At 38.3% G+C, this 19,271-nt stretch carries 18 protein-coding genes; 16 read left to right on the forward strand and 2 right to left on the reverse strand.

The features are described from left to right. The first annotated feature begins 116 nt into the window (after positions 1-116). From msrB to DN064_RS03025, 8 genes are all read left to right on the forward strand, one after another. The gene (gene msrB / locus DN064_RS02990) at positions 117-566 is read left to right on the forward strand and encodes a peptide-methionine (R)-S-oxide reductase MsrB (protein ID WP_115461117.1); all 450 of its coding nucleotides are present in this window, start codon (positions 117-119) and stop codon (positions 564-566) included. Continuing rightward, a complete protein-coding gene (gene msrA / locus DN064_RS02995) occupies positions 559-1,107 on the forward strand; it encodes a peptide-methionine (S)-S-oxide reductase MsrA (protein WP_115461118.1) in 549 nt (182 codons plus the stop codon). Before msrB ends, msrA begins: the two co-directional genes overlap by 8 nt. After that, complete coding sequence (locus DN064_RS03000; RefSeq protein ID WP_115461119.1) at positions 1,104-2,666, forward strand: protein adenylyltransferase SelO; 1,563 nt, start codon at positions 1,104-1,106, stop codon at positions 2,664-2,666. The genes msrA and DN064_RS03000 overlap by 4 nt, the downstream gene beginning before the upstream one ends. 129 nt (positions 2,667-2,795) lie before the next feature. Continuing rightward, the gene (locus tag DN064_RS03005) at positions 2,796-3,077 is read left to right on the forward strand and encodes a DUF427 domain-containing protein (protein ID WP_115461120.1); all 282 of its coding nucleotides are present in this window, start codon (positions 2,796-2,798) and stop codon (positions 3,075-3,077) included. Between the two features lie 4 nt (positions 3,078-3,081). Continuing rightward, a complete protein-coding gene (locus DN064_RS03010) occupies positions 3,082-4,305 on the forward strand; it encodes a bifunctional alpha/beta hydrolase/OsmC family protein (RefSeq protein ID WP_115461370.1) in 1,224 nt (407 codons plus the stop codon). Positions 4,306-4,307: 2 nt separating this feature from the next. Next, positions 4,308-5,474, forward strand: coding sequence for an ergothioneine biosynthesis protein EgtB (gene egtB, locus DN064_RS03015; protein ID WP_317047354.1), 1,167 nt, complete (start codon positions 4,308-4,310; stop codon positions 5,472-5,474). Next, a complete protein-coding gene (locus DN064_RS03020; RefSeq protein ID WP_115461121.1) occupies positions 5,471-6,409 on the forward strand; it encodes an L-histidine N(alpha)-methyltransferase in 939 nt (312 codons plus the stop codon). Before egtB ends, DN064_RS03020 begins: the two co-directional genes overlap by 4 nt. Before the next feature lie 42 nt (positions 6,410-6,451). Beyond that, a complete protein-coding gene (locus DN064_RS03025; protein ID WP_115461122.1) occupies positions 6,452-10,138 on the forward strand; it encodes a metallophosphoesterase in 3,687 nt (1,228 codons plus the stop codon). On the opposite strand, the gene DN064_RS03030 is transcribed toward DN064_RS03025, so the two are convergent. Further along, positions 10,135-10,944: an SdiA-regulated domain-containing protein gene (locus tag DN064_RS03030; protein ID WP_115461123.1), complete on the reverse strand. Its 810-nt coding sequence runs from the start codon at positions 10,942-10,944 to the stop codon at positions 10,135-10,137. The two genes, DN064_RS03025 and DN064_RS03030, sit on opposite strands and share 4 nt — an antisense overlap. A 63-nt stretch (positions 10,945-11,007) precedes the next feature. Here DN064_RS03030 and DN064_RS03035 point away from each other — a divergent pair, with 63 nt between their 5' ends. The 8 genes from DN064_RS03035 to DN064_RS03070 all read left to right on the forward strand — a co-directional run bounded on the left by DN064_RS03035 (position 11,008) and on the right by DN064_RS03070 (position 18,033). After that, positions 11,008-12,231, forward strand: a complete 1,224-nt coding sequence (locus tag DN064_RS03035; protein ID WP_232827356.1) for a BaiN/RdsA family NAD(P)/FAD-dependent oxidoreductase — start codon at positions 11,008-11,010, stop codon at positions 12,229-12,231. Next, positions 12,228-12,758: a DUF1697 domain-containing protein gene (locus DN064_RS03040; RefSeq protein WP_115461125.1), complete on the forward strand. Its 531-nt coding sequence runs from the start codon at positions 12,228-12,230 to the stop codon at positions 12,756-12,758. The genes DN064_RS03035 and DN064_RS03040 overlap by 4 nt, the downstream gene beginning before the upstream one ends. Before the next feature lie 6 nt (positions 12,759-12,764). Further along, the gene (locus DN064_RS03045) at positions 12,765-13,871 is read left to right on the forward strand and encodes a diphosphomevalonate/mevalonate 3,5-bisphosphate decarboxylase family protein (RefSeq protein ID WP_115461126.1); all 1,107 of its coding nucleotides are present in this window, start codon (positions 12,765-12,767) and stop codon (positions 13,869-13,871) included. A 53-nt stretch (positions 13,872-13,924) separates the two neighbouring features. After that, the gene (locus DN064_RS03050; RefSeq protein WP_115461127.1) at positions 13,925-14,854 is read left to right on the forward strand and encodes a mevalonate kinase family protein; all 930 of its coding nucleotides are present in this window, start codon (positions 13,925-13,927) and stop codon (positions 14,852-14,854) included. 36 nt (positions 14,855-14,890) lie between these two features. Further along, positions 14,891-15,793: a geranylgeranylglycerol-phosphate geranylgeranyltransferase gene (locus tag DN064_RS03055; RefSeq protein WP_115461128.1), complete on the forward strand. Its 903-nt coding sequence runs from the start codon at positions 14,891-14,893 to the stop codon at positions 15,791-15,793. Further along, the gene (locus DN064_RS03060; RefSeq protein ID WP_115461129.1) at positions 15,794-16,741 is read left to right on the forward strand and encodes a carbon-nitrogen hydrolase family protein; all 948 of its coding nucleotides are present in this window, start codon (positions 15,794-15,796) and stop codon (positions 16,739-16,741) included. 36 nt (positions 16,742-16,777) lie between these two features. Beyond that, positions 16,778-17,587, forward strand: a complete 810-nt coding sequence (locus DN064_RS03065) for a pseudouridine synthase (RefSeq protein WP_115461130.1) — start codon at positions 16,778-16,780, stop codon at positions 17,585-17,587. 131 nt (positions 17,588-17,718) lie between these two features. Next, complete coding sequence (locus DN064_RS03070) at positions 17,719-18,033, forward strand: hypothetical protein (protein ID WP_115461131.1); 315 nt, start codon at positions 17,719-17,721, stop codon at positions 18,031-18,033. Here DN064_RS03070 and DN064_RS03075 read toward each other — a convergent pair. Next, positions 18,030-19,247, reverse strand: a complete 1,218-nt coding sequence (locus tag DN064_RS03075) for a mannosyltransferase (RefSeq protein WP_232827357.1) — start codon at positions 19,245-19,247, stop codon at positions 18,030-18,032. The genes DN064_RS03070 and DN064_RS03075 overlap by 4 nt on opposite strands. Positions 19,248-19,271: the final 24 nt, after the last annotated feature.

Genomic DNA, 19,271 nt, shown 5'->3' on the forward strand with positions numbered 1-19,271 from the left:
TTTTGTTAGTGACCCTACTTAAGGTCAAGTCGTATTTTTATAAACCAGACACATGGTGTTATGAAACCACCAGTTTGTCGACAAAAGATTGCTATCATTTCATTAAAAATTAGAACATGCTAAACTGGAAATATATAATTTATTTTGCAGTTAATGGAAATCCAATTCCAGACAGACGGGTCGAAAAATCCGAGGAAGAATGGAAAGCACTCCTCACTCCTGATCAGTATCGGATCACGCGCTTAAAAGGTACAGAAATGGCTTTTTCGGGTGCTTTTTGTAGCAGCTATGACGCTGGGGTGTACAGCTGTATATGCTGTAATACAGAACTATTTGATTCTACCATAAAGTACGACTCAAGTTCGGGTTGGCCAAGTTTTACCCAACCCATAAAAGAAAATGCTATCAAGTATGACAAAGACACTTCTCATGGGATGGTGCGTGTTGAGATCATGTGTAATACATGTGATGCTCATTTAGGTCATATATTTCCCGATGGCCCAGAGCCCAGTGGCTTGCGGTATTGTGTCAATTCAGAATCGATTAAAATTAAAACTGATGAGTAACATAAAAACAGCTATCGTAGGAGGAGGGTGCTTTTGGTGTACTGAGGCGGTTTTTCAAGAAGTAAATGGTGTACTTGAAGTGGAATCTGGATATTCTGGAGGAACGGTGCCAGGTCGTCCCACTTATAGGGAGATATGTTCTGGATTAACGGGTCATGCAGAAGTCGTTAAACTTACTTTCGATCAAAATATCATTAGTTATGCTGATATCTTAATCATATTTATGACAACACATGATCCGACGACCTTAAACAGACAGGGGGCCGATGTTGGTACTCAGTACAGATCTGTGATCTTTTATCAGAACCAAGAAGAAAAGAAAACAGCAGAAGCGGTCTTAAAAGAACTCAATCCATATTATGAAGGAAAGATCGTGACAGAACTGTCACCTTTGGATACCTATTTTAAGGCAGAAGAGGAGCATCAGAATTATTATAGACAACATACACAGCAAGGCTATTGCAGTTATGTGATTACACCAAAACTACAGAAGCTAAGGAAATTACATGCCGATAAGCTTAAAATAGCTGCGACTGAATGAACTTAAAACTAACAGAGTCATTTACAAAAGCATTACCTGCCGATTCTAATTTGGAGAATTCTCGACGGCAAGTTTTTGAGGCAGGGTTTTCACATGTTCAGCCTAAGAAACCTTCTAAGCCGCAATTAATCCATGTCTCAGATGACATGTTAGATGAACTTGGAATTGGACAAGAGGACGCTAAGTCTGAGGATTTCCTAGAAATAATCTCAGGAGCCAAGGTCTATCCAAATACCAATCCTTACGCTATGGCTTATGCGGGCCACCAATTTGGAAACTGGGCTGGACAGCTAGGTGATGGTAGAGCTATAAACCTGTTTGAATTAAGACACAAAGACAAATTGTGGGCAGTACAATTAAAAGGGGCAGGAGAAACACCTTATTCCAGACAAGGGGATGGATTGGCAGTTTTAAGGTCTAGTATTAGAGAATACCTTTGTAGTGAAGCTATGTTTCATCTTGGTGTGCCTACTACACGAGCTTTGAGTTTGGTTCTTACCGGAGATCAGGTTCTACGAGATATGCTTTATGATGGGCACCCAGAATACGAACAAGGGGCTATTGTTTCCAGAGTGGCTCCTTCATTTGTCAGGTTTGGAAACTTTGAATTGTTTGCCGCCCGACAGGACTTTGACAACCTCGAGCGTCTGGCAAATTACGTCATTGAGCAATTTTACTCTGATCTTGGTATTCCTTCCAAGGAAGTCTATATCGAATTTTTTAGAAGGGTTATGATCAACACATTAGAAATGATTATTCATTGGCAGCGTGTTGGCTTTGTACATGGGGTAATGAACACTGATAATATGTCAATACTTGGCCTAACAATTGACTATGGTCCTTATGGATGGCTAGAAGGTTTTGATTTTGGTTGGACGCCGAATACTACAGATAAACAAAATAAACGTTACCGGTATGGCAATCAACCTAATATTGCCTTGTGGAATTTATTGCAGTTGGCCAATGCCCTGTATCCCTTAATCGAGGAGACAGAACCACTAGAACAAATTTTACAAGAATTCCAATCTAAATTTGATCTGAAGTGGCTAGACATGATGCGCTCTAAATTAGGCTTAAAGGGTCAGGAATCTGAAGATCTTGAATTAGTACAAAACCTTGAGGATGCCCTACTAAGTAGTGAAACGGACATGACTATATTTTTCAGACTTTTGTCCCATTACAGGATTGGGAAACCAGAAGCGGCATACAATCTTATTAAACCTGCTTTTTATAAAGAGAATTTAAATTCTCCAGAACATAAAACCCTATGGAATAGCTGGTTTAAAAACTATGATAAGCGCTTGCAAAATGAGAAGTCCGATGATCGGTTAAGAGCATCTGGAATGAACTTGGCTAATCCCAAGTTTGTGTTGCGAAATTATATGGCGCAGATGGCAATTGATGCTGCCGAAAAAGGCGATTATGCTTTAATAGGTGAGCTATTTCAACTTTTAAAAAACCCGTATGACGAACAACCCAATCAGGAACGTTGGTTTGCCAAACGCCCAGAATGGGCTAGACATAAGGTCGGGTGTTCCATGTTGTCTTGTAGTTCTTGATCCTTTAGCTATTAAATAAGGGGCATTATAATGGTTGAAACAAACACTTTTATTTGAACTGTTTTCAGTAAGGATAATGTCTTAAGGGCGACTTTTTTATAGAATTGAAACCACAATCAAACTCAAAATATGAAAGCTATTTGGAACAATCAGGTTATTGCGGAGAGCAATGATACTGTTGTAATTGAGGGCAACCATTACTTTCCTCATGACAGCATTAAAGCTAACTTTTTTAAATCGAGTAATACCCATACTGTGTGTCCATGGAAGGGTACGGCATCCTACTACAGTCTTGAAGTAGACGGCAAGGAAAATATGGATGCGGCATGGTACTATCCAGAGGTATCTGAACTTGCTACAGGAATTAAAAACCGTGTTGCATTCTGGAAAGGAGTGCAAGTTGTGGAATAAAATCATGGCTACACAGAAACTAAAAATCACAAATAGAAAGGGTTTAGAACTGAATGCTCAGCTAGAATTACCCGCGAATCAAAAACCAAATTACTACGCGATATTCGCACATTGCTTTACATGCAGTAGTAGTCTCAGTGCTGTTAGGAATATTAGCAGGGCCTTGACTCATGATGGTTTTGCCGTCTTAAGATTTGATTTTACTGGATTGGGAAGATCTGAAGGCGATTTTGCCGACAGTCATTTTTCAGCAAACGTTGAGGATCTTATGGATGTCCATGACTATATGCGTACAATTTATGAGGCACCAAGTCTTTTAGTTGGGCATTCGCTAGGAGGTGCTGCTGTTTTAGTTGCTGCCTCGAAATTAGAAGCGGTAAAAGCTGTTGCTACTGTTGGTGCACCGGCCACGGTTGGCCATGTTAAACATTTGTTTTCGCATGCTATTGATGAGGTCAAGGAGAAAGGGCGGGTTAAAGTAGATATCGGGGGTAGACCTTTTGAGATTGATGAAGCATTTGTAAACGAATTTGACAACACTAACCTGCCAGCTGTTGTTAAAGGGCTTCGTAAACCTTTGTTGATCATGCATTCACCATTTGATAAGATTGTTAGTATTGAAAATGCACAACAATTATATGTCAATGCCTTTCACCCGAAGAGTTTCGTGACCTTGGATGACGCTAACCATTTATTAACTCAGGACAAAGATGCTGCCTATGCTGGGGATGTCATTGGAACCTGGGCTAAGCGTTATTTTCCAAGGGTGGAGAATGTTATGCTGGATCCAATGGGAGAACAACTCGTGGGGCATTTAAACCTTTTGGAGGATAACTTTACTACTTCCATTCAGACAAAAAACCACACCTTAATTGCTGATGAGCCCCAAGATATTGGCGGCAATGATTTTGGGCCGTCTCCATATGAGTACCTGAATGCAGCTCTTGCCAGTTGTACCGTAATGACCCTTAAATTGTATGCCAATAGAAAGAATTGGGACCTACACGAAGTGTTTGTTTACATTTCACATTCCAGAAAGCATAGCGATGATTTAAACGTTGAGGTTGACAGTCCTAAATATTTAGATCATATCAGTAAAAAGTTAAAATTTGTTGGTAACTTAAGCACAGAACAAGAAGAACGCTTGAAGGAAATAGCATCCCGCTGCCCAGTACATCGTACTATAGAGAATCAAGTTGTTTTTCAAACCGATATAATCAGAGACTGATTTTGCAACTGATCCAATCCAATGCTATTACAAAAGAACGCTTTCTAGGAGTTAGAGCGCTAACTGAATCCATTTGTTCCTCTCTGGTGCCCGAAGATACGGTAGTGCAACCCACTGAATTTGTGTCACCACCTAAATGGCATTTGGCCCACACCACATGGTTTTTTGAGCAGTTTGTGCTCACCAAAAAGCCATATTATAGCTGGTATAAGGAAGACTACTCTTATTTTTTCAACAGCTATTATAATAATGTAGGGGATCGGGTTATAAGGGCAGAAAGAGGTGTCATGACTAGGCCGGTTCTTCAAGATATTCTTGATTATAGGAGACACGTTAATTCTGAAATGGCGGCGATACTTGAGATGGATCTTACACCTGATTTGTATGACATTATAGAAATCGGTCTTCAACATGAGCAACAGCATCAGGAACTTTTGTTCTATGACATCAAATACATCCTTGGACATCAACCAAGTTTTCCTATTCTTGATTTTAAGGTGAAATTAAAGCCAGTCACGGAGCAAAGGTTTGTTCCAATCTCTGAAGGCCTATACATTATTGGTTATTCTGGAGAGGGATTTTGTTTTGACAATGAGCTAGGCCCGCATAAAATCTTTTTAAACGATTTTGCTATTGCAAACCAATTGGTTTCAAATAAAGAGTATTTGGAATTTATGAAGGCAGGGGGGTATGAGGATTTTAATCTTTGGCATGCTGAAGGTTGGGATTTTATACAATCGAATGCCATTAAAGCACCTTTATATTGGCATAAAACAACAGATGGTTGGAAGCATTATACTTTAAATGGCTTTAAAGAGATCCATCCGGACGAACCCGTGGTGCATGTAAGTTTTTATGAAGCTTTCGCCTATGCTCAATGGAAAGATCTTAGATTACCAACTGAATTTGAATGGGAAGTGGCTTCCTCACAGTTTGACTATGGGCAATTATGGGAATGGACTTATAGTGCCTATTTACCCTATCCAAATTACACAAAGGCCGAAGGGGCTCTTGGGGAATACAATGGGAAGTTTATGGTTAATCAGATGGTTCTTAAAGGTAGCTCTGTGGTAACCTCTCCAAATCACTCAAGACCAACGTATCGCAATTTTTTTCACCCAAATATGCGCTGGCAGTATGCCGGAATAAGACTAGCTAAATCTATATGATAAACAGTTTTGCAGAAGACGTTCAACAAGGTCTTAGTGCTCCCCAGAAATTTCTAAAATCAAAATATTTTTACGATGATAACGGTAGCCGAATATTTCAAGAGATTATGGCTATGCCAGAATACTATTTGACGGATGCTGAGTTTGAAATCTTATCACTCCAGTCGAAGCAAATTTATGAGGCACTTAACTTTGATAGGCCTTTCAATATTGTAGAACTTGGTCCTGGTGATGGGTTTAAGACCTTTAAACTGTTAGAATACCTGGTAAATGCAGGTAAAGAGTTTTTCTATGTCCCCATTGATATTTCTCAAGAAGCTATCGACGCACTTACCAAGAGACTTAAGGAAAAATTACCAGATCTGAATATTAAACCACAGGTAGGCGATTATTTTGAAGAGTTAAAGAAAAATATTGTGAGTCAATATCCCAGTTTGTTACTTCTGTTAGGTGGAAATATTGGTAATTATCCGAAGGATAGAGCCATGGAACTCTTAGGACTCTTTAATGAGCATATGAAGTTACAGGACAAATTATTAGTTGGTTTTGATCTTAAGAAGAATCCCCTGGTTATTAAGAATGCATATGACGACCCACATGGTATTACCAAACGCTTTAACTTAAATTTATTGCTTCGCATCAATAGAGAACTGGAGGCTGACTTTAAGATAGATGACTTTGATTTTTATTGTCATTATGATCCTATGTCTGGGGAGGTCAGGAGTTATCTGGTAAGTTTAAGAAATCAAAGTGTGAAAATAGGTGTTCTGGATAGGGTTTTTGATTTTGGCTATGGTGAAGTCATATGGACAGAATTATCTAAAAAATACGATTTTGAAGAAATAGGCGAATTAGCTGATTGCACGTATTTTAAACTACTCAACAACTTTCTGGACTGCAAGCACTATTTTACTGATACACTCTGGGAAAAATAGACGATACTTTTACCTATTTTTGATAATAACAATTGTGATAGTATGAGGAATTTTCAATGGTTTCTTTGGGTACTAAGCCTCTTGATCTTGGAGAGCTGTGCTACTTATAATCTTCAGGTTGAAGCATTCTCGGAGACAGCGTATCCGTTGGATAAGAGTATTGAACATAGTTTTTACCTTTTAGGTGACGCCGGTAATTCAGAATTTGGATCAGTTTCACAAGCAATTCAGTCGTTCGAGAAAGCTTTGGATTCTGCCTCGAGTAACAGTACAGCAATAATCCTTGGAGATAATATTTACGAAAAAGGGTGGTCTACAAAATCCAAAGAATCAGAGGCAGATGCTGAACATAAAATTAAAGTTCAGACGGAAGCCCTCAAAGATTTTAAGGGCCGTCCAATAATCATTCCTGGAAATCATGATTGGTATTCTGGATTGGACGGATTAAAAGCCCAGGAGAAATTTGTTGAAGATGCCCTGGGGAAAAACACCTTTTTACCAGAAAACGGTTGTCCGATTGAACGTATTAATATTTCAGATGATATTGTGCTAATCATCGTAGACTCCCAATGGTATATTACCAAATGGGACAAGTATCCAAAAATAAATGATAAATGTGAGTTTAAGACTCGTGACCGTTTTATAGATGAGTTCGAGGGGGAAGTAAAAAAGGCACGTGGGAAAACTACCATAATTGCCATTCATCATCCTATGTTTACCAACGGACCACATGGAGGGCAGTATAGCTTTGGATCGCACATGTCTCCGATTCCAATTTTAGGAACTCTCAAAAACCTGGTCCGTAAGTTAGGTGGGGTGTCTAATGCCGATTTGAATAATGCGCGTTATCGGGAGTTAAAGAAGCTATTGGTTACTATTGCTCGAGAAAATGACAAGGCATTATTTGTTTCTGGTCATGAGCACAGTCTCCAATACATTGTAGAAGATAGAGTGCCTCAAATAGTTAGCGGTTCTGGATCTAAAAAGAGTCCGACTAGGAATGTAGGTGGTGGCAAGTTTTCTTATGGTCAACAAGGTTATGCCCGATTGGATGTATTTGATGATGGCTCCTCATGGGTTCGTTTTTACGAAATAAACAAAACAGAGCCTGTATTTACTACTAGAGTCATAGCGGCCAATGAAGATGCTGGGATTGATTATCCTGAGTCCTTCCCAGACTCGATAACAACTTCAATTTATACCAAAGAAGAGACGCAAAAGACTCGGTCTTATGAACGCTACTGGGGCAAACGTTATCGGGAGTATTTTGGCACGGAGGTGACGCTTCCAACGGTACATCTAGACACCCTTTATGGGGGGCTCAAGCCAGTTCGTAAGGGTGGTGGCCATCAATCCAAATCACTGCGGTTTGAGGATAATGAAGGCCGAGAATACATTATGCGTGCTTTACGTAAAAATCCAACACAGTATTTACAATCGGTTGTGTTTAAAGATCAGTATATAACACCAGATCTTGAAGGGACAGATACAGAAGGCTTGGTGGCGGATGTATTCACAGGGTCACATCCTTATGCACCTTTTACAATAGCAGAATTATCAAAAGCTGTTGATGTCTATCACACAACACCACGGTTGTTTTATGTTCCAAAACAGAAAACAATTGGAAAGTTTAATGATGAGTTTGGTGATGAAATATACATGATCGAGGAACGTGCTGGCGATGGGCATGGTGATAAGGCGGGATTTGGCTATTCTAACAAGTTAATTAGTACGTACGATTTATTGGAAGAATTACGCGATGATGAAGATAATATTTTGGACGAAGCTTCTTATTTGAGAGCGCGACTCTTCGATATGCTTATTGGCGATTGGGACCGTCATCAAGATCAATGGCGCTGGGCGCGATTTAAAGAAAATGGTAAAACCATTTACCGACCGGTCCCAAGAGATAGAGATCAGGCTTTTTCTTTAATGGATGATGGATTTCTAATGGGTACCGCCACCTGGCTAGTGCCTTCTATAAGATTGATAAGATCTTATGAAGCAGAGTTAAAGAATCCAAAATGGTTTAATTTAGAGCCCTATCCATTAGATGTTGCCTTGTTAAGCACTACCCCGAAGGAAGAATGGATAACTCAGGCCAAGTATCTTCAAGATAATATTACCGAAGAAGTTATAAATAAGGCTTTTTTAAACTTTCCTGAAGAAGTTAGAGATCACACCATTGACACCATAAAGAGCAAACTTCTAGGTAGAAAAGCACTGTTAACAAGCTTAGCTGAAGATTATTACAAGGTGGTTAATAAATATACCACGGTAACTGGTACCGATAAAGATGACTACTTTGAGATTGAACGGCTAAGCGATGGGCGCACACGAGTGCGTGTGTATAGAATTATAAAAGGTAAGAAGGAGCGCCTGTATAAAGACCGAATCTTTTTCCCCGATGAACATAAGGAGGTTTGGATTTATGGCCTGGATGATGAGGATTACTTTGAGGTAAAAGGGTTGTCCCAGCGCAAAATCTCATTGCGTATTATTGGCGGTCAGGGTACGGATAGCTACAATATAGAGCAAGGGGCAGGAGTGCATGTCTATGATTATCTGTCTAGAGAGAACAACTTTCTTACCAATAAGGGGCACAGGCATTTAAAGGATGACTACTACACCAATTTTTACGATTTTAAAAAAGTTAAATACAATTCGGGAATCATCATTCCGCTTATTGGGTATAATCCAGATGATGGTTTTAAATTAGGTGTCGGAGCTAATTTGAAAATGAATGGATTTGACAACCAGTATTTTTCATCGAGTCATGCATTTAACGGTCATATATTTTTTGCAACTGGTGGTTTTGATTTGAATTATAAAGGGGAATTCTCTGAAATATTTAGAAATACATTTTTAGGTGTGAATGGTCGTATTACCTCACCTAATTTTGCTGTTAACTTCTTCGGATTTGGAAACTCCACTCCAAATCTAAGCGTCGGAGATGAGCAACAAGACCTTGATTATAACAGGGTGCGAAAATCCACTTACGATATAGCTGCTTCAATAATTAAGAGGGGCGACTATGGAAGCTATTTTTCTGTTGGCGTGGAGTTTCAGTCCATCGGCATAGAGAATACCCCTGGTAGATTTATAAATGAGGTTCTGCCATTTGATGGAAATCCGCCTAGAGATGAGTTTATAAGTGCCCAATTAAACTATCGCTATAGAAATGCTGATAATCTGGCTTTTCCAACACTGGGTCTCGACTTTAATTTAACGGTTGGTTATAACAATAACGTTAATAATTCAAATGACTATTCGTATATCATATCATGGTTAGGAGCAGCCTTAAAATTGGAACCACGTGGAAAGTTTGTTTTAGCTTCTAAAATTGGGACTCAATTCAATTTAGGTGATGACTATGAATTTTATCAAGCGGCTACTATTGGAGCCAATAACGGCTTAAGAGGGTATAGGAATGAGCGCTTTTCTGGAAAACAATCCTTTTATCAGACTACGGATTTACGATGGAATTTAAAAAGAGCAGTTACCTCAATTGTTCCCATTGAGTATGGGGTATTTCTAGGTTTTGATTATGGTCGTGTATGGGTTAGTAATGATTTGGTTGAAGACCCTGGGTTCAATAAAGACCGACTTAATACTTCTTTTGGTGGTGGGCTCTTTTTAAATTTGGTAGATACCTTATCTGCTAATGTAGGTTTGTTTAATTCGGACGATAGTCTGCGCTTTTCATTTGGTTTTGGATTTGGATTCTAATCAATATCAAAGCTGTAAATATTACCACCAACCCAAGCGCTACGCTCGTCTGTGATTACTACTTTATTTAAGCCAAAAAAGCCAATCCCTTCTTTTTGAGAGGAATGCTTCAAATCCAATTTTTCTATACTACCCGAGAAGAAATCATCGCCTGAAAAATCACTCAACTTCCATAAGCGGTAATGATTCAATAAAACTACTGTACTGCCATCCATACTTATAGCCGCTGAGGTCACCTTGCTTTGCTTTTCATGAAATTTGTGGGACCCTATCTTTTTGGCTTTGTGTTCACCTTGCTCATTAGGGACTTTGTACACTGCTGTTTTACCCTCCTCCTTAGTAAATAGGTAAAAGTGATTTTTAAATAAAAAGTACCCTTCAAAGTTTTTTTCATTAGAATCCTTAGGAAGTTTAAACGCAATTAATTCGGGTTGAACATGCAATTGATTAAGGTCTGATTCTTTGACCTTATAAATTTTATAAGTGTTTCGCTGTTTATCATTATTTCCAAAATCACCGATGTAAAGATTGCCCTTAGCATCTATAGTGAGATCTTCCCAATCTTTATTCTTAGTGTCCTTTAACTTTAGTCTATGAGTAGTTTTGCCTTGATCATTAATAGCAATTAATTCATTAGAATTTCCCGAATCTTGTATTACCCAAAATACTTTGTGTTTAGAGTCGTATTCAACTGCAGAAATTTCCTTTAAGTCAGATTCAGTTTGGCAAATGACCTTAAGTTGACCGTGTGAGCAGGCAGTAAAGAGCAGCAAGCAAAATAAATAATAAGCCAAAAATCGATTCATTCTTCCAAAAAGAACTTAAATGTGATAGTCGAAGTGTAATTTAGCAATATAAACATGGTTGTCGTGCAATCTTCAGATAAAATATGGGACCTTTTGATTATCGGTGGTGGAGCCGCAGGGTTTTTTACGGCCATCAACTCGGCTGAATTACATCCAGAGTTATCCATTGCTATTCTGGAAAAGGCCAAGCAAGGACTCCAAAAGGTAAAAATTTCAGGTGGTGGACGCTGTAATGTTACTCATGCGGAGTTTGTGCCAAAAGACTTATCTGAGAACTACCCCAGAGGACAAAAGGAATTATTAGGCCCCTTTCATAGTTTTATGACGGGGGATACCATGCAATGGTTTCAAGATAGGGGTGTTCCGCTTAAGATTGAAGAAGATGGCAGAGTGTTTCCAGCATCGGATTCTTCTCAAAGTATCATTGATTGCTTTTTAAACGAGACTCAACGCTTAGGAGTCGAGATCTATTACAACTGTAATGTGAATGCAGTTAAGAAAACGGATTATTTTGAAATAGAAACCAATCAAGGTATGCTGTTAGCTAAAGGGCTTATTATCGCTACGGGAAGTTCCCCTAAGGCGTGGAAATGGATCCAGAGCTTAGGGCACCAAATTGTACCAGCTGTACCCTCGCTTTTCACATTTGATATTGATGATCCGCGATTGAAAGACATTCCTGGTGTGGTGGTTAAAGACGTGGCCATTAATGTGTCGGGAACTCACCTTGAAAGCGAAGGGCCAGTACTAGTCACCCATGTCGGGTTGAGCGCGCCATCTGTTTTAAAACTTTCAGCTTTTGGCGCATTGGAATTGGCGAGACTTAATTATCAATTCCAAATCCAAATTAATTTTGTGCGAATGGCATTTAACGCATGTCTTGATATGTTAAAGACCATGAAAATTGATAATCCTAAAAAACAGGTAATGTCTATTTCCTTTGATACTATTCCTAAGCGTTTATGGCAACAACTTGTTAAAGCAGCACAGATACCTAACGAACGAAAATGGGCTGACCTTAGCAAGCAGGAACTTCAAAATTTGACAGCACAACTTACTCAAGCACGATTTCAAGTTTCAGGAAAAAGTACCTTCAAAGAGGAGTTTGTAACTGCAGGTGGTGTAGAATTATCAGAGGTTAATTTTAAAACCTTTGAAAGTAAATTAATTCCAGGACTTTATTTTGCTGGTGAAGTATTAAATATAGATGCGGTTACCGGAGGATTCAATTTTCAAAATGCATGGACAGGTGGGTATCTAATTTCTCAAAACCTTCAGGCTAAATGAAGACTTATGTGGCGTTTATTAGGGGGATTAATGTGGGTGGCCATAACAAGTTACCTATGGCAGATTTAAGGCAAACACTAACGTCCAACCATTTTAATAATGTAAGCACCTATATACAAAGTGGTAATGTTCTTTTTAATTCAAGTAAAGACGCAGCAATTCTTGAAAAGGAGTTTGAACAGTTACTCCTCGAACATTTTCAGTTAGATGTGCAGGTAATAATTAGAACTCAAAAGGAACTAAAGTCCATCTTGAAGGAGTTTCCTTTTCCACCGGAGCAAATAACACAATCCTATTTCGTTTTATTTAAAACTATTCCCAAAAAGGAAAAAGTTGACAAGGTGAAACTAATTGAATTACCATTTGATCAGTTTGTGATTAAATCACACACACTGTATCTACTGCCTGAGCAAGGCTACGGAAAGTCAAAGTTTAATCTCAAACGATTTGAAAAGATATTAGAGGTCAAGAGCACGGCCAGGAATTATAAAACGATAACAAAACTCGTATCTTTGCCGCTTAAATAATTCTTTATGTCAGAACAGGAGTTTGTTCTAAATTTTTCTGAAGATCAGTTGCCTCAATCTGGGAAGGTTGCCTGGTCATCTCCAAGTAATATTGCATTAATCAAATATTGGGGTAAAAAAGAGCATCAGATACCTGCTAATCCCAGTATTAGTTTTACGCTTGATCATTGTAAGACCATAACAGAATTGCATTATAACAAACGGGAACCAAATCCAAATTTTTCTTTTGAAGTTCTCTTTGATGGATTGCCCAAACCGGATTTTCACCCAAAAATTGAAACATTCTTTAAAAGGGTTGCTAAATATGTCCCTTTCGTAACTAATTACCATTTTACCATTGATACCAAAAACACATTTCCTCATAGTTCAGGTATCGCCTCTTCGGCATCAGGAATGTCTGCTTTGGCTATGTGTTTAATGAGTTTGGAAAGTGAGATTAGGTCCAGCCAGGGCCCTTCTACTCAATTTGATTCTCAGTCTCCCTATTTTAAAAATAAAGGTTCGTTTCTAGCGCGACTGGGTTCTGGTAGTGCCGCTAGAAGTATTGAAGGCACATTGGTGTCTTGGGGGGCTCATAAGGACTATAAAAACAGTTCGGATTTGTTTGGAACGGTGTATGGTGATGAAATTCATGAGGCCTTTAAAAACTATCAGGACGCTATCTTATTAGTTGATAAAGGAGAGAAGCAGGTTAGTAGTACCGTAGGGCATAATTTAATGCATGATCATCCTTTTGCTCAGGAACGTTTTAAGCAGGCGAATACCAATATGAGCATTATGAAGGATATTCTGGCTACCGGCGATTTAGAGGCGTTTATTGCCTTAGTTGAAGGTGAGGCTTTAACATTACATGCTATGATGATGACTAGCCAACCCTACTTTATATTAATGCGACCAAATACCCTTGAAATTATCAACCGTATCTGGGAATTCAGAAAAACAACAGGTTCAAAAGCGTGTTTTACACTGGATGCTGGAGCCAATGTTCATCTCCTTTTTCCTGAAAATGAGAAAGATAAAGTTTATGAATTCATTAAGAATGAGCTTGTTGTGTATTGCCAAAACGGACATTATCTTTGTGATAATGTTGGTCGGGGGGCTAAACAATTGTAACTTTGACCCAATATTGGAATTCTAATGACGATTAGAACTATCAATTTTTGACTATGAAAGGTCCTTTATTTTATTCTAAAATCCTTCTCTTTGGAGAGTACGGAATCATTAAAGATTCCAAAGGATTATCCATCCCGTATAACTTTTATAACGGTGCTTTAAAAGTAGATGAGAATCCAGATCAAACTGCTTTAAAATCTAACGATAGTTTAGGTGAGTTTGCATCTTACCTAAAGGGATTAGATTCCAATCTGGTGAGTTTTGATTTTGAAAAACTAGACGCAGATATCCAATCAGGCATGTATTTCGATTCCTCTATTCCGCAGGGTTATGGTGTGGGTAGTAGTGGGGCCCTGGTGGCAGCTATTTATGATAAATACGGTTTGAATAAAATAACCGTTTTAGAAAATCTAACACGGAACAAACTGTCGAAATTGAAGGGTATATTTTCAGCTATGGAGTCTTTTTTTCATGGCAAATCTTCAGGTCTGGATCCACTCAATAGTTATTTAAGTCTTCCCATCTTAATCAATTCCAAAGATAATATTGAGGCCACTGGAATTCCTTCTCAAAATGCTACAGGAATGGGAGCTGTCTTTTTGTTAGATAGTGGTATAATCGGTGAAACAGCACCTATGGTTGGTATTTTTATGGAGAATATGAAGCAGGAAGGTTTTAGAAATATGTTGAAAGACCAGTTTATAAAACATACAGATGCCTGTGTAGACGATTTCCTAAAAGGGGATATCAAATCTTTGTTTCAGAATACTAAAAAATTATCTAAGGTTGTTCTCAACCATTTTAAGCCTATGATCCCATCACAATTTCATGAGCTTTGGAAAAAAGGCCTTGAAACAAATGATTACTACTTGAAATTATGTGGTTCTGGTGGAGGAGGCTACATTCTTGGGTTTACAGAAGATTTTGAAAAAGCTCAAAAAGCCCTGGATGGTCATAAGTTGGAGGTGGTCTATCACTTTTAGCGAATCCTAAACTGCCGAAATTCCTAATTTGAATATATGCTAACAAGACGACAGAAATTAGTGCTGTTAAAACTATTCAGCCTTTTTTCTGTAGTTCGTGGGTATAACATACTCGTCATCATTGTGGCTATGTACCTGGCTTCTATCTATATTTTCGCCAACGATAAAAGCCTCGGCCAGGTCTTATTTGATGTTAACCTCTTAATGTTAGTGCTGGCGTCGGCTGCAACTATTGCGGCGGGCTATATAATCAATAATTTTTATGACTCTGAAAAGGACTTGATTAACAGGCCTCAGAAGAGCATGCTGGACCGTTTGGTAAGTCAAAATACCAAGCTGTCATTTTACTTTGTTCTAAATTTCTTTGCGCTCATTTTTGCTAGTTATGTTTCCTTTAGGGCGGTTCTCTTTTTCGCTTTATACATTGTAGGTATTTGGTTGTATTCTCATAGGTTCAAGAAGATGCCGATGACTGGTAATCTAATTTCGGCTTTGCTCACAGTAACCCCTTTTTTTGCGATATTTATCTACTACCGAAATTTTCAGCCTGTAGTATTTATGCACGCTATTTTTCTGTTCCTTTTGGTGTCTATGAAAGAGCTGGTAAAAGATCTTGAAAATATAAAGGGAGACTTGGCCTTAGATTACCGAACGGTTCCAGTGGTATATGGAGAACATACCTCAAAATTGATGTTTACTGTTCTCTGTGTTTTAAACATAATCGCTGCTTTCGCACTTATTAATTTTTTTGAAATTGGTCATATGTACTACTATTTCTATTTAAGTGTAATGTTATTAGTTGTTATACTACTACTGCTCTGGAGATCCAATGGACGTGCCCAGTATTTATGGGTGCATAATATTTTGAAAATAATAATTGTAACTGGGATAGTCTCGATTTTACTAATTGACGTTTCAGTAGTTTTAAACCGCATATAAATGAACAATTCCTTGAAAGTGGCAGTGGCCCAAATAGCACCAGTTTGGTTACATAAAAATGAGACCCTTAAGAAAGTGGAAGCTTCTATAATTGAAGCTGCCGAAAAAGGAGCTGAGTTAGTGGTTTTTGGAGAAGCTTTGGTGCCGGGTTATCCCTTTTGGTTGGCATTAACCGGAGGTGCTGAGTGGAATACTGAGACCAATAAGGTATTGCATGCGCATTATGTTGCTAATTCTATTTGTATTGAAAAAGGGGAGTTAGAGTCTGTTCAAAATTTAGCTAAACAACAAAAGATTGCTGTTTATTTAGGAATTATTGAACGCCCCTTAGATCGCGGTGGACACAGTATCTATGCTAGTCTTGTTTACATTAATGAATTGGGGGAAATAAAATCAGTTCATAGAAAATTACAGCCTACCTATGATGAGCGATTAACCTGGGCTCCTGGTGATGGCAATGGTCTTCAGGTACATCCATTGAAAGCCTTTACAGTAGGGGGATTAAACTGTTGGGAGAATTGGATGCCACTTCCAAGGACAGCTTTATATGGCCAAGGTGAAAACTTACATATCGCCGTATGGCCTGGAAGCGATCATAATACTAAGGATATTACCAGATTTATAGCTAGGGAATCAAGATCTTATGTGGTTTCTGTCTCGAGTCTAATGTTTAAATCTGATTTCCCTGAAGGAACCCCACATTTAGAGGCTATTCTGGATAAGGCTCCTGAAACCTTGGCTAATGGTGGTAGCTGTATTGCTGGTCCTGATGGCGAATGGGTAATACCGCCAATTATTAATGAAGAAGGAGTGTTTGTTGAGACTATTCATTTTAATCGTGTTTTAGAAGAACGCCAGAATTTTGATGCTGTTGGACATTATTCACGTCCAGACGTTACTCAATTAATAGTGAACACTAAAAGACAAACTACTGTGGAAATTAAATAGGTAGTCTATTGAATAAGTGTACCTTTGCCATGAATTATGAATCGCAGAGGAAATAATAAAAAGTCTGGTTCATCGTCTCAAAGACGATCGTTTTCCAATAAACCAAAACCATCTCAGAAGTCATCTAAACAGACCACTTCTAACGAAATTCGTTTAAACAAGTACATTGCCAATTCGGGCATCTGTTCCAGGAGAGAGGCCGATGAGAATATTGCTTTAGGTTTGGTTTCGGTCAATGGAAAAGTTATAACTGAGATGGGCTACAAGGTGAAACTTGGTGATGAAGTCCGTTATGATGGTCAGCGAATCAATCCAGAACCCAAGACCTATGTGTTGCTGAATAAGCCCAAAGGCTTTGCTACTACAACTAGTGGTGATAAAGGTAAAACGGTTATGGATCTAGTGGCCAATGCTACCTCTGCAAGAATAAAACCGGTGGGACGACTGGGCAGAAATTCAACAGGTCTTATTTTGTTCACCAATGATGATGAAATGATGCAAAAATTTACTAATTCCAATAAAGGGGTTGAGCGTTTATTTCATATTGGGTTAGATAAGAATTTAAAAGCTGAAGATCTCAACAAAATTAAAACTGGTCTAAAGAGTGGTGACAGAGTTTTAGAGGTGGAGGATATTAGTTATGTGCAGGGCTCTCCTAAAAGTGAAGTGGGCCTTAAGATTAAGAATACTGGAAATTCCATCATCCGGAATATATTTGAAGCTCTTAATTATGACATCATTAAAATAGATTGTGTTGCCATAGCACATCTTACTAAAAAAGACTTGCCAAGAGGACATTGGAAGCACTTAACCGTGCAGGAGCTCAATACACTCAAAATGCTATAAGCGGTCCTATTATTTCCCTTAATACCCCACAGACTTAGCGGTTTCTTTACAAAGAATTAATTATTTTTTCTTTTTGGAAAAAGAGAATCAGTTGTAACTTGGTATTATGATAATCAATCATTGATCAAAAAATGAGAGACAATTTAAAACGCGTCATTGTTGACTTTAAGAAGTTAACTCCTGAGATTCTATCTCTTCTGGTAGACAAGTATCCCTATGGATACGACGACGGTCATATCATATCCTTCCGTAATGCAAAAAACGAATTAATTGAGGCAGTTGAAGTAACAACTGAGGATACAAAGTACTTGGTAAAAGTGAGTACCAAACTTGCACAGACTATGGAAAATTATGACGAAGATGAGGATGAAGATATATCGTCTGATGAATCCGAAGAATTAGAGGCACCAGAGGATATTCAGAAGGATCTCGTTGAAGAAGATTAAAACAGCTTCTTAAAAGTATGGCCAGTTAATTCTTTAACTGAGAACCATAGCACTACTCCATATTCAATTGCTAAGAGCCAGTATCTCTCTTTAAAGCCTTCCTGGCTGTAAGCATAATAACTTAAAATCACCATCAGAGACCAGACAATAGGGTATTTGTAGTTAGTGAATATCCCTAAAGCTACTAATGTAGCAATGTACCATGGGTGAACCGTCGTGCTCAGAAAGAGATAGAGGCTTACAACTAACAGCATGGATATTATCAGTTTTCCAGGCTTAAAATGATCTGAGAATACAGATCTGATTCCTATAAAGCCAATTGTAATCAAAGGAAGGATTTTCCCAATAATACTTATTTCATTATATCCGGTGATGGCATACCCCAGCCCTCTTAAGAGGTAATAAATGCTCGCGTTAAATTCAAAATTATTGAACCAAAGTCCAATTGTAGCACTGTAGTTGTCTATAAAATCACCTGAGGTATAGTGAATAAAACTACCTGTAAACACCAGCAGTGCCATTCCACAATAGAGAATGAGTTGTTTGATATTTTTCAAGGACCAGTTTGGTGTATTGGATTTATTCCAGCCACCTAAGAAATAGGAAAAGAACAGTGGCAACAACATTAACGGCACCAGTTTTACCGAGATACTTAATCCATAACAGATAGCTGATGAGATCAACTGTTTCTGAACTAGTAAATAGAGTGCTGCTACCAGAAAGAACAGCATAACTCCTTCAAAATGTAAATTGCCTGTTAATTCAATAATTATAAAGGGATTTAGAAAGTACCAGAATATATTGGCCTTTGGTAATTGCAATTTTTCAAGCAGTTGCGTTCCTATGAATAGGATACCTATGTCGGCAAGAATAATAAGCAGGCGCAACCCAATTACCGAACTCAAGATGGAGGCCCCTGGAATAAATGTAGCTAGAACAAAACACAACTGATTGAAAGGAGGGTAATTGGAGTAATTGGAGGCACTGAGTTCTCCCATACCATTAAATAAATCCTGAGCTAATGGAATTTCAGGAACTCCATTTATCATTAAGGCATTTGGTGTAAATAAATAAGGGTTTATATCATTTAAGTTGAGATTCCCATCCCAGATAAAACGGTAAAAATCCTGAGATAGGTTGGGGATAGCCAAGATAAAAATTAGACGTAGCCCAAGACCAATAATAAACATAGCCTTAAAGTTGTGGCTAATCATTTTCCTCAGTTGGAACGCAAATAC

Origin of the sequence: Winogradskyella aurantiaca (assembly GCF_003362725.1) — a bacterium.
Lineage (GTDB): Bacteria > Bacteroidota > Bacteroidia > Flavobacteriales > Flavobacteriaceae > Winogradskyella_A > Winogradskyella_A aurantiaca.

Bases quoted from the DNA above. Each gene is read 5' to 3' on its own strand.
- msrB (WP_115461117.1), top strand. From the start codon at position 117: ATGCTAAACTGGAAATATATAATTTATTTTGCAGTTAATGGAAATCCA.
- msrA (WP_115461118.1), top strand. From the start codon at position 559: ATGAGTAACATAAAAACAGCTATCGTAGGAGGAGGGTGCTTTTGGTGT.
- DN064_RS03000 (WP_115461119.1), top strand. From the start codon at position 1,104: ATGAACTTAAAACTAACAGAGTCATTTACAAAAGCATTACCTGCCGAT.
- DN064_RS03005 (WP_115461120.1), top strand. From the start codon at position 2,796: ATGAAAGCTATTTGGAACAATCAGGTTATTGCGGAGAGCAATGATACT.
- DN064_RS03010 (WP_115461370.1), top strand. From the start codon at position 3,082: ATGGCTACACAGAAACTAAAAATCACAAATAGAAAGGGTTTAGAACTG.
- DN064_RS03020 (WP_115461121.1), top strand. From the start codon at position 5,471: ATGATAAACAGTTTTGCAGAAGACGTTCAACAAGGTCTTAGTGCTCCC.
- DN064_RS03025 (WP_115461122.1), top strand. From the start codon at position 6,452: ATGAGGAATTTTCAATGGTTTCTTTGGGTACTAAGCCTCTTGATCTTG.
- DN064_RS03030 (WP_115461123.1), bottom strand. From the start codon at position 10,944: ATGAATCGATTTTTGGCTTATTATTTATTTTGCTTGCTGCTCTTTACT.
- DN064_RS03040 (WP_115461125.1), top strand. From the start codon at position 12,228: ATGAAGACTTATGTGGCGTTTATTAGGGGGATTAATGTGGGTGGCCAT.
- DN064_RS03045 (WP_115461126.1), top strand. From the start codon at position 12,765: ATGTCAGAACAGGAGTTTGTTCTAAATTTTTCTGAAGATCAGTTGCCT.
- DN064_RS03050 (WP_115461127.1), top strand. From the start codon at position 13,925: ATGAAAGGTCCTTTATTTTATTCTAAAATCCTTCTCTTTGGAGAGTAC.
- DN064_RS03055 (WP_115461128.1), top strand. From the start codon at position 14,891: ATGCTAACAAGACGACAGAAATTAGTGCTGTTAAAACTATTCAGCCTT.
- DN064_RS03060 (WP_115461129.1), top strand. From the start codon at position 15,794: ATGAACAATTCCTTGAAAGTGGCAGTGGCCCAAATAGCACCAGTTTGG.
- DN064_RS03065 (WP_115461130.1), top strand. From the start codon at position 16,778: ATGAATCGCAGAGGAAATAATAAAAAGTCTGGTTCATCGTCTCAAAGA.
- DN064_RS03070 (WP_115461131.1), top strand. From the start codon at position 17,719: ATGAGAGACAATTTAAAACGCGTCATTGTTGACTTTAAGAAGTTAACT.
- DN064_RS03075 (WP_232827357.1), bottom strand. From the start codon at position 19,247: ATGATTAGCCACAACTTTAAGGCTATGTTTATTATTGGTCTTGGGCTA.